Source organism: Nostoc sp., assembly GCF_036917635.1.
Taxonomy (GTDB): domain Bacteria; phylum Cyanobacteriota; class Cyanobacteriia; order Cyanobacteriales; family Nostocaceae; genus Nostoc.
In genome coordinates, this window is sequence record NZ_JBALCW010000036.1 from 1 (window position 1) to 15,102 (window position 15,102).

Sequence of the window (15,102 nt, forward strand, 5' to 3'; positions counted from 1 at the left end):
CGCTGCTGCAACTGGATGTTTTGCTCTTTCTGCTCCTTACACAAGTTTTGCAGAGATTGGATTTGTTCAATTACCTGGGCTTCGGCTCTAGCCGATGCTTCTACAAGTAGTCCAATTCTCAATTCGTCGGAAAGTCGCTCTAGTTCAATTCTGTGTTGCTCTTTGAGTTGGGCAATAGCTTCTGCATATTCTTTAGGGTAAGTCCGTTCTCTAGGGAATGGAACGACGGCATCTAAATCAGCATTGTTCACCAACCTAATCTCGCCGTCACTGAATGTAACAATCTGCTGCGCGAGATTAGGTGGGTCTGCTAAAATCTCTCCTTCATCACGGTAACGGGGGTGAGAAAGGGAAGAAATTTTGACTTTTTGGGGAACCATTGGTTCCTGATTTTGAGTCACCAATGGTTCTTTTATTGTTTTTCGCAATGGCTTCGGGGCAACCTTTAAGGCGGCTCTGGCGAAATCTGATTCGTTGGGGTAGGGGTTTTCTTGTAGCGCCTCTGATACTGCCAGTTTTAATAATTCTGGTTCAGAAACCAAACGCATTAATGTCCGGGCTTGGCGCTCATTTTTAATATGTTCGCCAAATTCCCCTGCTGCATCAATTACTCTCTTTGCCCCCAGTAATTGATTGATTCGCCGGTAGCCGCCCCAGGCAGACAATTCACTTTGACAGTATTCCTCAAAATTTTGATAGTTACCTTGGAGGTAAATCTGCTGTGTCTTCATTTGGAGGATTTCGTCTACCGCGAAGGAGGAGAAGCGGTCGATGGCAGCAAAGGTTTCCTGGATGCTGGTGTTGAGGTTGGTGTAATCGAGCGGTGAGGTTGTTTTCACTCTGTCTTGTGTCAGCATGGTTGAAAACCCCCTCTTCCCTCAACGAATCGGCTCTTGTAAAAACTCCGCAGGTATCCTGTGTACCCCTGCAAATACAAGAATGCTGCTAAGTGTTGTGCTATTTGCTCACGATCTATACGGACAATTTCTTTGCTACTCACAATATTTTTCCCTGGTTACTTGGTTTTCAAGCTCAGAGGGGGTTGTATCAATCAATTATCAGTGAGCAGTTAACAGTTATCAAATGTTGACTGGTAACTGGTAACTGGTAACTGGTAACTGATATTCGCGCTGCTGCTTTTTGCTACAAAATTCGTGACACTTCTTAACAAAAATTTACTTTACAGAAAATTTATGAATTTCGACAGGCAAACATACCGCAACGGATGGACTTTCCAAGCGGCAGATCCTATAATGGATCTGGCAGCGCGGTAAAAACTCTCGGACAAATTTAGTAGTCGTCTCGGTCTCCAAACTTCAACAACAACTTCTTTTGATCCTTCGAGATCCAACCCGCTCTAAGAAAAACGATGAATTTTACGAACAGACAGAGCGCCTATTCCTTAGTGGCGCTTTGTGCTTTAGGTTTTTTGACGCTTTTACTTTCATATTTCCCTTCATTTCATTACCTTGGTTGTCCTAGCTCTCAAAGTTTTACACTCTTGATATATCTAAGCTTGGGATAAATAGAACGATGCATCTGTTACAGTCAAATTCAAAAGAAGAAAGCGATCCGATTTTTTGAACATCGTTTACTTAGACTGTCTAGAGTCGTTTATTGACTTTGAGTGTTGCTTTTAGTTCTCTGGCAATTATACTAGGTTTTACAATCTCCTCGAACTTTTCTTGAATAGTACGTACTTTAAAATGAGAATAGCAGTATTACGATACAATAACAACTTCAATTGTTAAGACTTGTGAAGTCTAAAATATGCTAAGTAGGAGATAGTAGATTATCTAAATCTTTTTAAAGGAGCGTCTGCTAAAAAGTATCTACTTTTTATTTAGTGAAATACAAGATAAAACAACACTCAAAGGAGCTTAATAAAAGGTGAATGCTAAAGAAGCTATCCAAGCTATAGATGACTTAGTGTTTGCGAAACAAGGCAGGTGGTTAGAGGAGCCAGAAAAAATTGTGCTTAGATCAGCTTGGCTTGATTTGGATTACAAGGATACAGCAGAGAAGAGTCCTTATGACATTAATCTTTTGCAGCGACGTGTAGCACCCAAGCTCTGGGTTCTATTAACAGGGATATTAGGGAATGGAGAAAAAGTCACTAAGAAGCGGCTGCGGGGCATTGTAGAAAAACGGATAGTGCTAGCTGACAAGGAATCACCAAAATGGAATGAAAATGCTGATCCTGTTGGTTTACCCATACTTGCAGGAAATCTGCCTGACATATTTAATTTTTACGGTCGAACTCCTGAGCTAGCGATGTTAAAAGAATTGGTAGCCCAAGAGCGTTGTGTAGCAATTATAGGGACAGCAGGAATTGGAAAAAGTGCTTTAGTGGCTAAATTAATTCAAGCTTTGCGTATTGGGTCGTATGAGTTTAATAGCTTTATTTGGAAGTCAGTTTCGTATAGTCCGTTACTTACAGATTTAGTTGCTGATGTACTTAGAATTTTGGCTTATTCAGAAAACCAGGAGCTAGATTTACCAGAATCTATGCAAGCTAGGACATCTAAATTATTTGAATACCTACGTTCCCGTCGTTACTTAGTGATTTTGGACTCAGCAGAGTCGTTATTGCAGGGAGATAGAAATACCAGTTCAAATCCCTACGGTAATGAGTATGCAGAGTATGGAACGTTCTTTAATAGAGTGATAGAGGAACAGCATCAAAGTTGTTTTCTCCTAACCAGTCGTGAACCATTCGTTGATTTTAACCGCCTACAACAAAAAGGACAACCAGTTAGAACAGTGAAGCTTGAAGGATTGGGAAAGGAAGCTTTAGAAATTTTTCGTTCCCACGGTTTAACTGATGAAGATAAATGGGGAGACTTAATTAAAACTTATCGTGGAAACCCTTTGTCTATAAAAATGTTGTCTGAAAAAATTCAAAAATTTTTTGGTGGCAATGTAGAGAAATTTCTAAAATTTCAAACTGTATTGATGACAGATATATTTCAAGAGAGCTTGGATGAATTATTTGAAGATAAAGGTCGTCTAACTATTTTAGAGAAACAAATTATGTTCTACTTAACAGAAGAACTAATTAAGGAGTCTCGGGATTCAATTGCGTTAAACGAATTGCTTAACAAATTTAAGGAAGAACAACAGAGCGAGGTAACAACCTCAGAACTACTTGAGGCTATAGAGGCTTTATATGCACGTTCTCTAATTGAACAAAAAAGAAATGATAGCAAGGAGGTACTATTGAGTTTAGAACCTCAAGTTATAAAGTATGTTTGTACCCATGCTTTAAAATTAGTTAAAAATAGGGTTGATCATTTTCAATCAGCTTAATTATTAGACTAACTTAAAAATGTGAGTTATTGTATTAACCCTAAGTGTAAACAGCGTCAAAATCCTGATGAGAGTGAGAGATGCCTTAATTGTGGAACGGAATTGCTAATTGACCAGAGGTTTCGATTAATTAAACCATTACGCCCTTTAGACTTCCGTTACAGCACAGAAATTTTTGAAGTAGTGGATGATAAAGGCATTCACAAAGTAATGAAGGTTTTGAAATCCCAAGAAGAAAAAGAAATCGAGTTACTGGAGCGGGAAACTCTGACCCTTCAACTATTCAACTATCCAGGTATCCCTAGAGTTATAGACGATGTAATTACTGTTATTTCTGAAAAAAATTACAGGACATTGCATTGCTTAGTTATGCAGAAATTCGAGGGACAGAACTTAGAAGACTGGCTGAAAGCTAATGGAAGAATATCTCAAACTTTAGCATTGGATTGGCTGACACAGTTAATAAAAATTCTTGATAAAGTACACCGGAGCGGTTTCTTTCATAGAGATATTAAACCTTCTAATATTATTCTTCAACCTGATGGTCAGTTAGGTTTAATTGATTTTGGCGCAGTTCGAGAAGTGAGTCGTACCTATCTATTGAAACTTAGCGGAAGTGGCGGAAATGAGATGGGGCTTGGTAATCATGAAATTACAACAATTGTAACTCCTGGCTTTAGTCCTTTAGAACAAATTAACGGACAAGCATTACCACAATCAGATTTCTATGCTTTAGGGCGGACATTAGTATATTTAATAACTGGAATCAATGTCATAAATCTGCCAACAGACCCAAAAACCACAAGACTGATTTGGAGAAATAAAGCACGACAGATTGAAAGGGCGTTTGCTGATTTATTAGAACAATTAATGGCTCCGGCTCCAGGGAATCGGCCAATATCTACACAATTCATTTTACAGCGTTTGGAGCAACTGCCAAATCGGTTAAAGCTGGATAGAGTTTTGAAGACGAATCTATTCAAATCGTTAGAGATGGGACTATTGATAGTAATAATTGTTGCGATTTTTCAAGGAGGGAGTCAAGCTTTATCCAGTTATTTTTTTTATAAAGCTACGCGACAAGATGAGCCAAAAATAGCTAAGAAGTATTATGAATTAGCCGCAGATTATAATCCTAAAGATGAAAAAATATACAATAATTTAGCAGTAGCTTGTCAGCAGATACAGGACTTGAATTGTGCAAGTAAAAACTATGAAAAAGCTTTAAATTTACGTCCATTAGGCTGGGAAGCACACTATAATTTGGGGAGTTTTTACGATGAACAAGATCAATACGCTCTAGCAGAAGATCAGTACAAATTAGCAATTAAGTACAGCAATAACCAAGCAATGAATGCTGTCAACAATTTATCAAGGCTGAAGAACAAGCAAGAAAAATACTCGGAGGCTGCAACACTTGCGCTTGAAGGTTTAAAATACACGTCTTACCCTCAATGGCAAGCTGGTTTATATAAAAATTTAGGTTGGGCAAGGTTTCAACAGCAGAGTTATACAAAAGCCAAAGAATATTTACTGCATTCGGTGAATTTAGATTCTCAAAGAGTAGACGCTTATTGCTTGTTAGCAAAGACAGAAGAAGCATTAGGTGATTTGAAATATGCACAAGCGCACTGGGAGATTTGCTTAATGGAAAATAGTGTAAATTCATCTCTCCCAGAAGTACAAGCATGGAGGCAGGAAATATTACAACGACTTTTTAAGTAGATTGACTAAAATCCTTGAATCTGATTAGGCTATTAATAATTATCTGATAAAAAAATATTGAATAAATGTCAAGAAATAGGATAAAAAAAGCGATTCCAATTCAAGTAGTAGCAATTGTATCAACATTGTTATTTTCTTCGTTGACTGCATTGGGAGAAACTCAACGGATAGTGACAGAAAATATACAACCTGCTAGATGTGAGCCAATTGCTAGAATCATTCAAGGCGATCGCCATTGGCCAAACCTAAGTAAAATTTGTAAGTTAGCTAAAATCAATCCAAAGCCGGGAGCTACGGTTGAAGTTTTTTGCTATCTGAGGGGAAATGTTTTACACGTTTCTGGTGGGGCAATAGGCACAAAATGCCTACCACTCTCGGCCAGAGAAAGAAGTGGTTGTAATAATTTGCTCCCTGAACACAGTTGCATCAATCTGAAAGGGGCAGATGACAATCCTGATGCGCCAACATTAATCCCACATTCCGCACTTCAAAATGTATTATCTATCTTTTCAATAAAAATTCCTAATAATGTTCAAATTATTAAGTATTAATATTGAATACCATTGGCGATTTATGTTGTTGATTTAACCATTTTTTTCCACCTATGGGAAATCTACGCATATTACACGATGAAGTGCGGAAAGTCGGTTAATTACCCCTTACGCAGTTGTGAGTATTAATCCGCGTCCGATGTTATCGTGGGCGACAACACCAGGAGCTAGTAGCTATATAGTGCAAGTTCAAGGTATTGCTCCCGTAAATTGGGAAAGAGAAGTCCAAAACACGCAACTAGCATATCCCAAAGACCAGCCAGTAATGCAACCGGGAAATGTTTATACCATAAACATAATTGCCAAGCGAGGAGACAAGTTTATTCCGAGTTCGACTTTCGTGCTTTTAGTGCCAGAAGATAGAGCGCGGCAGGTAGCAACAACAATTGAGCGTCTTGAAAGTCTCAAACAGTCCCCAGATGAACAAGCTATCGATACGGATGCTGTATATAATGCACAAGGTTTGCTAGATGAGTCGATTGCTGTATTATCTGCACGAATTAAAGCAGGTTCTCAAAATCCAGCTATTTATCGATTGTTAGGGGAACGCTACCTACAGGGAGATGCATTCTCTGCTGCTAGTAGTGCCTTAGCAAATGCGATCGCATTAGCACAAAAAGTTAATAATGCCGACGAATTAGCTAAAGCAGAAGTTGAAGCGAAAATTGCTGCTCAAGCTCAAGCTAAAGTGTACCACCAACGAGAATAAAACCCGCCCAAAAATAGGGGTGTGAGTAGGTATTACTGGATATCAAGCTTAATTGTGCTTGTCTTAATGCCTGCGCTTTAGTCAGACCATTTTTCAAGTGCTTGTAAAACTCACCCATGAGTTGAGCGGTGGATTCAGCATCTACCAACCAAAGAGTAGCTAAGGTACTTCTTGCTCCAGCTTGTGCAGCAATGCCAGCAATTCCCAGAGCCGAGCGCCGATCTCCTTTAGCCGTCTCACAAGCACTTAAGACAAGTAAATCAAGAGGAGATTGCTTATTTTTTAACAAAGATTTTAATTGTTGGACTTTAAGAAGTTCTTTCCACGCCAACAGAAAAGTATTGTCAGGGTCGGAACTAAATTGAGCATGGGTGCTAAGGTGAAGTATTGGAAATGTATTGGCTTCAACTTTTTTTTGAAACTTGTGAGTAGTAAATTTATCGTTAAGTAATACTGACAGAGAACTGATACTTTTTTGGATATTTTTAATCTCCTGATTGACTTCAGGAAGAGGGCGAAAATTTTCCGAAACTGAAGTGGATTGAAAAATATGGTTAGCTTCAGAAATGCCAGCAAATAAAACTTTTAATTTTTCGGGTTGTAAAGATTGGGCTTGTAATTGCTGTAAACTAGATGCCGTGGAAATAGCGTAAGAATCTATGAGATTTTTGTTACCATCATTCAGCATATTAAAAGGGATATTCTGGAAATAACTATCTGTAATAAAGATTAAATCTCCATCAGGTGGTAGATACTGTTTGACCGGAGCGATTAACAAGTTGTAAAGATTTTCAGAATAGCTAATGTATTCAAGGCTTTGAGTTTTGATAAATTGTTTCTTGCGAATGAAGTTGATAAAATTATCAACAGAATGACTAACTTGCATTAAATCTAGAGTATGCTGATAAAAATGTTGTGAATTTTTGACAACTACTTTCACCTTATTTTCTAATTTAATCAAAAATATAATCGGTGGTAAATTAGATAAAACTTGTGTGTTATTAACATCAGGTCTAATTAATCTCCCACATTGGAGAAAATTCTCAAGTTCAGCGATTCGCAGTTTATCTTGAATGTCCACCGCTCGTTGCAAATTAGCTCCTTGTTGAGAGAATAAAAACTCCATGTATTCGTGGTATAAAGGCTCAACTTTCTCTTTAAAATCAAACTGGATATCAGGATTCATCGTGAGAATATTCCCTCGAACTTGGTCAAGACTGCTAATGGCAGCAGTATAAGCCTCATCAGTTTTTTGAGTGTTTTGAAGTTGCTGATATAAAGAAGCCAACTTCCACTGCCACTGATAAGCAATATCCCAAGCTCTTATTGATTGAGCTAATTCCATAGCTGTTTCTAAATATTGCTTCGACTCAAGGGTTTGTCCCAAGCAACCATAAATTTTTCCAATAGTGCCTAAAGCATAAGATTTGGCTCGTGTATTGTTTATTTTCTCGGCAGTGTCAAGGGCTTGATGAGAAATAGAGATGGCAGTTAATAATGGATTCTTGCCCTCAGATAAATTAAGTTGGTTTAACTGAGGATTTTGAGTGATTTGTATAACGCTTTGGGCCAAGTTAAGACGGGCGTAGATAGAGTCGATAGTTGTTAAATCGTCGAATTGATTGCCAATAGTTAATAATTGTTGCAGTAATGGTTGAATTAATTGCTTTCGTGATGATAAATTTATCTCTGTGAGATTTGGCCATTTCTCTAGTTCTACCAAAAAACTTAGTTGATTAAGTTTTGCTGTTAGAGATAATATATAAGGTATTTGTGTTTCTACCTGCTGATATAAAGCCAGAGCCGATTGAGCTTGAAATTGTGCTGTTGTCAATGCCTGTTGTTTAGCTACCGGGTCATCTGTTAGCTGATATTTGTTTTTAGCTTGGAAGTAGAGAGTGCGTTCTGTATCTGCTAAACTCAACAATAATTGATTGGACAATTTTGATGGGATTAGTTTTAATTCCCTAGTCATTGCCAGAGCTTTTTGTAAAACGACAAAAGAAGTTTCGGGTTTGCCAATCAACCGCAGTATGTTACCCATCTGGCGAAGTCCAATAACTTGAACTTCTTTGAGCGGTTGATGCTGTAAGGATTGGTTTAAGCTATTTATTGAATAATTTTCTTGCGCTAAAGGGGAATTACAAATCCCTTTTTCTAGTTTCAAAGCGATTAACAGAGTATTGCAAGCACTGCTGTACAAACCTTGGGCAGTAAATCCCAAACTTTGGTTAATTAGGCTGCCAATCATCCCTTCAGAATCATTGAGTTGACGATAAGCTTCATAAGCATCTGACCAAGTTTGAATGGCACTAGAAGGATGTCCTTGATGCAGTTGTTCGTACCCTATGCGGGTAAGTGTCGCAGCAGTTGGGATTTGAGCAATGACTTTTGGCGAACAGAGAATTATTTGTAATGTTAAGAATAGCCCCAACAGAAAATATTTCTTTACAGTTGGTAATTGACAGAAAAAAGAAATCCGTTTTCTTGCCATGTTCGATTATCTGAATTAGTGTTAACATCAATCAAAGGAAAGCCATAGTCAAGACGGGCATTGAAGCGATTTCCAACTTGGTACTGCAAACCTAAGCCGATGGATGCCAAAGTCCCTACTGGGTTAGGTATTTCGAGCGTATTATTATTCCAGGCAGTGACAAAATCAAAGAAGGGAATTAGAGAAAATCGCTGGTTGTCTTGTTTCCAAGCCGCTATCTGCAACTCGATTGAAATTAAGAATGCATTATCAGTTAAGAAAGTGGCTTCACGATAACCCCGTACTGAATCTACGCCGCCAGATGCAACTTGTTCCAGTGCGGCTAGAGGTCTATCAGCCAATTGAAGATTCGCTCTAGCTATAAAGGTGGTATTGTCGCTTAACTGTCTTACCCATCCTGCTTCTGTTCTCCAAGCGAAAAATCGACCATCAGGAGCAGAGTTGTTGATGGTTGCACCAAAATCACCAATGCCGAAACTGAACTGTGATATAAGGGTTAAACTTCCTTGAATGCTACGCTCTAGCCATTCTTGGGAGAATCTAATAGCAGAAATGTGGGTTTGTCCATTAGAATCAGCGCCAGCATTTAAGGGATAAGGTGTGTTTAATAAAGATGATTCACTTGACAAACGAGTTGCTGTGAATTTTAAAGCAAATTCTTGCGTTGATGTTGTAGTTGCTCTTCTTGTTAGTGGTTGACGAAAACTCAATTGATAGCCACGAGCATTAGATAAAATATCTAAAGAGTTAAAAGGATGCTCGATAATATTGCTCGACGAGTTAATGTAGTCAAACTCAATTGTGCTGTTTTGTGGATTGATGGGAATGGAGTAACTAGTTATTAAACTATTACTACCGTCTGTGTTTCGATAACCAACGATCAGACTGTCACCAACACCAAGCAAATTAGCGTTAGTTATCTCAATCCGACGCTGAAAACTGCCAGTACCAGGTGAGCGATAGTTGTCTAAACCAGCCTCAATTGTGAATGATTGCCGCTCATTGAATTTGATATTCAAAATAGCTCTGTCCTCTCGAGAGCCTTTGTCTAATCGTCCTGAGATTGATTCGATTAAAGGATCTTGGCGCAGGAATTGTAAAGCCGATAGCAAGCGTTTTTCATTAACTACTTCAGTAGTGCTTGGCAAGCGCTGACGAATGTATTTGTGTAGTCGAGAACCACCACCACCAATAAATTCAATTTTATCAAGCTTGCCCTCCACAACTTGAACCGTAATTACTGCTTGATTCGGATTAATACTTTGATTTTCTGCAATGGGTAAAAAAGCCCCAGAAGTAATGTAGCCTTTATCCACATAAAATTTTGTAATTACCTGACCAACTTGTTGCAATTGATCAAATGTAATTTCTCTTCCCAAATAAGCCGCAACTACCGATTCCAGTTCTTGAGTTCTAATTACTATATTACCTTTAAATACAAAACGTGCTACTTTGATAATTTCTTGGTTTTGAGGTGTATTTTCTCTTAAAGGTGGGGCATCCGGGGATAGAATTGTTGGTTCAATTTTTGGGGATAAAGGTTTAGGAATAACCCAAGGTTCTTGTATGGTTGGAACCTGAATTGAAGCTACTGTTTGTGAGTGTACTGGGTTAATAAGCAATAACGGAATAACAAATATAGCTACTTTGCACAAAAAACACTGGGAATTGGACATCGATGAAGATTATTTTTCTCATGATAAAAAATGCAACAAAAGTAATTATTTGGCAACTTTTGTTGCATTTTAGGTTATTATTAATTACCTTTTTCAGGAGGCTGTTCTGTTTGTGCAAGAGATTCTTCCGAGTTATGACAAGGGGCTGAAGAGAGAGAACCTTTTGCATTTATTTGGGATGGAATATCTGTAAAACTTATTGTGCCATCAGCGTTGTTTTTCCAGCCTTGTGCCTCAGTATATTTTTCTGTTACTTCTGTTTGAGTCAATGGCGCGCTTGGCTTTTCTTGGCTGGTGGTGGCATCAGGCTTTCGGTCATCTGACCAGCCATCAAGACTGTCAAAAGGGTCGCTAGGGCTTGCAGGAATTCCGCCGGTTCCAGCATTTATAAATTGATTTTCGCCTTCTTCTGAAGACGCACAGAGTTTACTACTACTAGGAAGATTGAATGCTGTTTTTGGAAGAACTGTCTGGAGGAGATTAATATTTTGAGTATTAATTGTGACTGTACCATTAACTCCTTTTACTGAATTGGTTGTAATCATGCTATCTGAAGAAACAAATAATCCTTGGGCATCAATAACGATCTTTCCGCCCCTTCCCTCAAATGCATTGGCTGTGATTCCGCTACCTTCTAAGAGAGTTACTGTATCTGCTTTTACGGCTATGTTGCCTCCGTTACCACTATTACCTGCGGTGGCAGTAATCACACTACCAAAACGGAGTTGTAAGTCTTGAGAGCCTATAGAAATATTACCTCCTTCACCTAAACTAGTAGTGGCTGTAATACTACCTTCGTTTAATTTAATAGATTCGGCATTTATTTCAAGTTTTCCAGCTTCCTGCGTACCTTGATTTCTAACAGTAACCAATCCTCCTTGATTAATATTTATTGATTTAGCATTTAGCACCATTTGTCCAGGGGAACCATTTGGTACAGAAGAAAAACCAAGTCTTTGTTGATCCTTGTCGGAATTAGCTAAAGAATCAACAGAGGCTCTTATAGCAGTAATAACACCATTTTTAATACCACTTACTTCTATCTCAGAGGCATTGACAGTTAAGTTACCAACTGCTCCAGTATCGAAAGAAGAGGTACTAACTAAACCTCCATCTCTTAAGTGTAATTGCGAAGCATTGATAGTTAAGTCACCAGCTTGTCCAGATTTTGCAGATGCTGCTGATATGGTACTAGACCTTTTGGATTCTAGCTCCATTCCTACGATCTCTACTATATCTGAATTTATATTTACATCTCCCCCATTCCCAGATCCTATGGTTGTGGAAGTAACCGATCCCCCATTGGTAACTCTAAGGTCTTTGGTTGATATCTGAAGATTACCAGCATCTCCAGAACCGTAGGTAGTAGCAGCAATAGAGCTAACAGTAAAGGTTTGACGAGAAGTATTTATAGATGTGTTCTCCAAAAGTTGCACAGAGTTAGGAGCATTAATAGCAACATTGCCTCCTTTCCCATCACTGTATGTACTTGCTCCTATTCTCCCTCCATCTTGAAGCACTAACTTCGGTGTAAAAATTGTAATATTACTTCCCTTTCCTGCACTTACTGTTTCTGAACGAATGGCGCTAGAAGCGTTACCATCTATAGAGGTTCCCTTTAAGATTAGCGATTCCGAAGCATTTATAGCTAAACTTCCAGAAGGAATTGTCCCTCTGTTTTGAATTAAAAACAATGAAGCATCACTCAATTTTACGTTTGTAGCATTTAATTCAATAGATCCAGAACCTGTGCCACTAGCATTAACTAATGCTTCTTTTGATAATTGGATGTCACTAAAGTTGGAAACTCCTTTGTAGCTAAAAGCCCATCCATTAGGAGTAGATTCTAAGCCAACCAAACCAGAAGCAACACTGCCTAATTCAATACTTCCTCCTGATGCGGATATTGTGCTGCCTTCTAAATTAATATTATTTCCTATTAAGGCTAAATTTTTTCCTGGCTGTACTGTTAATCCGGCTAAGTTATTATCAACTTTAGTGGGTGAAAAACTAAAACTAGGTGTAATTTTATTTCCTTCCCCAGTAACCTGAATTGCACCAGGATTACTCCCGAATCTTAATCCAATCGGAACATTAATTGCGAGTAGTGGTGGAGCTTGTGGATTAGTAGCACTAAACTCGGAACCATTAGGGAACATGAAACCACTAGCTGTAGTAGCCAAAAATGAGCCGCCAATATTTAGACGTGCATCCTTGCCAAAGCTAATACCATTCGGATTATCAAAAAATACGTTGGCTGTACCCTTACCAGTGATTATGCCATTAATATTGGAAGCCGAAGCACCTGTGACGCGGACAATAATGTTGCCAATATCCAATGCATTATTGAAAGCTGCTATGTCACCTTTGGAAAGTGAAAAATCTTGAAAACTGTGAAAAAGATTCTTCCCTACTTGAGTGCCGCCATCAATAGTTATTTTATTCCCTTCTATTTTGATGTTTGTGTTATTGGGAAGAGTTAGATCGTGCCTCACTTGCGCCTCCGATGGAAAAGTTGTTAGCAGAGAAACAAACAGCGCTCCCACAAGCGTATTTAAGATATATTTTGGTGTCATAAATTTAGCAATTTAAGTTCTCCGTACTCTCTTAGTACGCCAAAAGTAACATTAGCTAGTGGTCTGTCAAGATTGATTTTGTAGGTTGACAACCCACAAAATCACAACCTCTCATCCATCTCAGACTCACAAATTGAAACGTGACAGACCACTAGACTTCCAATGGGAAAGGTAATTATACTGTTAGATTAATACACATTGCAGAGTATAGCAGTATTCATATGTGGAAAAATATTTCCTAAATCAGGTAAATTTCGGAACAAATATCCGATAATTTCTGCTATTTTGACGGATTTTATACCGGATGCGTATCTAGGTAAATTACACTTTCAATGGTTTAGAAACTGTGCCGAAAAGCCGCCAAAAATATGCCTCTAGACAGAATTTTTCTCAAAAAATAACTGTCATTAATCAGGAACATCAATCGCAAACGTTCAAAAAATAATACACTCGCCAGTCGTCAAAATTCAGTGCTAAAAATTGATTATGTCAACAACACAAAACTCTCATCAGAGAAAAATATTAGCAAGGACTGATGCTTATGAGGGCGGCGGCTGCAAGTCCCCCGCCGACTTGGGCGCGAGGGGCAAATGCTGGACTATATCGAAGCTTAAATGGTGGTGAACATTGGCAACAACTCAAAGTTGGACTACCGGACAAGTTTGATATTATGGTTCGGGCTTTAACGTTAGATACAGCAGGCAGGATTTTTATTAGTGCCGGCGATCAGCTTTTTAGAAGTGAGGATATGGGAGAAAACTGGCAGTTAGTAGCAGAAAAACTGCCTAGCATTCAAGCATTGGCTATAGTCTGAACCAGATATGAGGCAAATTTGTTAGCAACGGACAAGGAAATTGATTTAACCCACTAATTATTTATCTCCCACCCAATCCCGGAAAAAACTTGCTCCAAACACTTTACACTTTGTACAATGGGTGTTGAATCTCCCCGCATAACCCCCTTTAATCCTTGCTGCTGTGCTTGAATTTCTTGGATATTCAAAGTGTGAATAACTTCGGCTAACTCTTGCCATTGTAAAACCACAAGTAGTAACTCCGATATTAAAAACAGTACCATTCATACTTTTCCTCTCAGTGGATTAATTTATCGGGGGAGAAAATAGACAACTCCAAACCTGATTAGTCTGTTGACAGTAATTAAGCTCTCGCTTGATTTGGGATACCATGACAGAAAGCAAGGTGGCTACAATAACCATAAGCATTGGATTAGCTTTGGCAACTCTAAACCACCATCTCCAACTGCCCAAATCTAGTTTTGGCAATGAGAGTTTTGGCAACGAGAAGAACTGCACTACCCTTGAGGGAGCAATTCTATTCCCCGGCAACCATTCTGATACAGTATTGACAAAAACTACTTGTATGCGGGGATTTTGTTCAACCATTGAAGCAGTTTTGAGTGCTGATGGTTGCGACGAAGCATCAGGTGTGAGAAAACCCATGACCACAAGTTTATGCGTGTTATTTAGACCGTAAAGGTTGAGTTGACCAACGGCTTGATAAATGGTGTCGCGGTCGAGGTATTTCTTGACTTCTGCGATCGCTCCACCTTGCCAATTACTGACTATATCTGCTCTACCCCCGTTGGCAGGTGCTTCAAATTGAACTTGAAAACCACGCTCAGTTAGGCGTTCGCCCAAGTATTGCTGTAAGTCTCTTTCTTGCCAACGAAGAGGAAAACCAGCAACCTCTGCAAATTGAGATGGCAGCATTATTTTTTCTCCTCATCTTCTTTTGCTGGTGCTGGATCAGCGATAAAATCGACCTCTTCTTTACAGACCCAGTAGTCCTGACAGCCATCTATCGGCGCAACCAAAGCGTAGTTTTCCGTGGTTTCAAGAACTCTGATAGGTTCTCCTTCTGAAGTTGTGATAATCATGGAATCCCCTCAAATTAATAAGCTTGGAATTTTTAAACCATTTTCCTTCTTAAGCTGGAATCGTATCGAACCTATAGAACCCATTTGACATCTAAGAAGGTGCAGCAAGCCTCTTAACCATCAACCGAATAAAACAAAGATTAACCTTGGCAGTCGCATTAGCTAA

General features: G+C 38.8%; 11 protein-coding genes and 1 pseudogene. 5 read left to right on the forward strand and 7 right to left on the reverse strand.

What is annotated here, in order from left to right; all coding sequences use genetic code 11:
* Positions 1-857 (reverse strand): annotated as a pseudogene (locus tag V7K32_RS09875) (hypothetical protein); the annotation flags it as partial.
* A 1,033-nt stretch (positions 858-1,890) separates the two neighbouring features.
* On the opposite strand from V7K32_RS09875, the gene V7K32_RS09880 reads away from it, so the two are divergent.
* From V7K32_RS09880 to V7K32_RS09895, 4 genes are all read left to right on the forward strand, one after another.
* On the forward strand, positions 1,891-3,309 hold the full coding sequence (locus V7K32_RS09880) for an NB-ARC domain-containing protein (protein ID WP_334992607.1): 1,419 nt from the start codon (positions 1,891-1,893) through the stop codon (positions 3,307-3,309).
* Between the two features lie 21 nt (positions 3,310-3,330).
* On the forward strand, positions 3,331-5,034 hold the full coding sequence (locus V7K32_RS09885) for a protein kinase domain-containing protein (protein WP_334992609.1): 1,704 nt from the start codon (positions 3,331-3,333) through the stop codon (positions 5,032-5,034).
* A 65-nt stretch (positions 5,035-5,099) separates the two neighbouring features.
* Positions 5,100-5,585, forward strand: a complete 486-nt coding sequence (locus V7K32_RS09890; protein WP_334992611.1) for a hypothetical protein — start codon at positions 5,100-5,102, stop codon at positions 5,583-5,585.
* Positions 5,586-5,703: 118 nt separating this feature from the next.
* Positions 5,704-6,294: a hypothetical protein gene (locus tag V7K32_RS09895; RefSeq protein WP_334992613.1), complete on the forward strand. Its 591-nt coding sequence runs from the start codon at positions 5,704-5,706 to the stop codon at positions 6,292-6,294.
* On the opposite strand, the gene V7K32_RS09900 is transcribed toward V7K32_RS09895, so the two are convergent.
* From V7K32_RS09900 to V7K32_RS09910, 3 genes are all read right to left on the reverse strand, one after another.
* Complete coding sequence (locus V7K32_RS09900; protein WP_334992615.1) at positions 6,269-8,788, reverse strand: CHAT domain-containing protein; 2,520 nt, start codon at positions 8,786-8,788, stop codon at positions 6,269-6,271. The genes V7K32_RS09895 and V7K32_RS09900 overlap by 26 nt on opposite strands.
* Positions 8,743-10,464, reverse strand: a complete 1,722-nt coding sequence (locus V7K32_RS09905; protein ID WP_334992617.1) for a ShlB/FhaC/HecB family hemolysin secretion/activation protein — start codon at positions 10,462-10,464, stop codon at positions 8,743-8,745. The genes V7K32_RS09900 and V7K32_RS09905 overlap by 46 nt, the downstream gene beginning before the upstream one ends.
* Positions 10,465-10,544: 80 nt before the next feature.
* Positions 10,545-13,040: a two-partner secretion domain-containing protein gene (locus V7K32_RS09910; protein WP_334992619.1), complete on the reverse strand. Its 2,496-nt coding sequence runs from the start codon at positions 13,038-13,040 to the stop codon at positions 10,545-10,547.
* Positions 13,041-13,581: 541 nt separating this feature from the next.
* On the opposite strand from V7K32_RS09910, the gene V7K32_RS09915 reads away from it, so the two are divergent.
* The gene (locus V7K32_RS09915; RefSeq protein WP_334992621.1) at positions 13,582-13,854 is read left to right on the forward strand and encodes a WD40/YVTN/BNR-like repeat-containing protein; all 273 of its coding nucleotides are present in this window, start codon (positions 13,582-13,584) and stop codon (positions 13,852-13,854) included.
* Between the two features lie 53 nt (positions 13,855-13,907).
* Here the strand turns inward: V7K32_RS09915 and V7K32_RS09920 are convergent, their stop codons facing one another.
* Genes V7K32_RS09920 through V7K32_RS09930 form a run of 3 tightly spaced genes read right to left on the reverse strand, consistent with a single transcriptional unit; the run spans position 13,908 to position 14,936 of the window.
* A complete protein-coding gene (locus V7K32_RS09920) occupies positions 13,908-14,117 on the reverse strand; it encodes a hypothetical protein (RefSeq protein ID WP_334992623.1) in 210 nt (69 codons plus the stop codon).
* A gap of 22 nt (positions 14,118-14,139) precedes the next feature.
* Positions 14,140-14,769 carry a hypothetical protein gene (locus V7K32_RS09925; RefSeq protein WP_334992625.1) on the reverse strand — a complete coding sequence of 210 codons (630 nt, stop codon included), beginning with the start codon at positions 14,767-14,769 and terminating at the stop codon, positions 14,140-14,142.
* Positions 14,769-14,936, reverse strand: coding sequence for a hypothetical protein (locus V7K32_RS09930; RefSeq protein ID WP_334992627.1), 168 nt, complete (start codon positions 14,934-14,936; stop codon positions 14,769-14,771). Before V7K32_RS09930 ends, V7K32_RS09925 begins: the two co-directional genes overlap by 1 nt.
* Between the last annotated feature and the right edge of the window lie 166 nt (positions 14,937-15,102).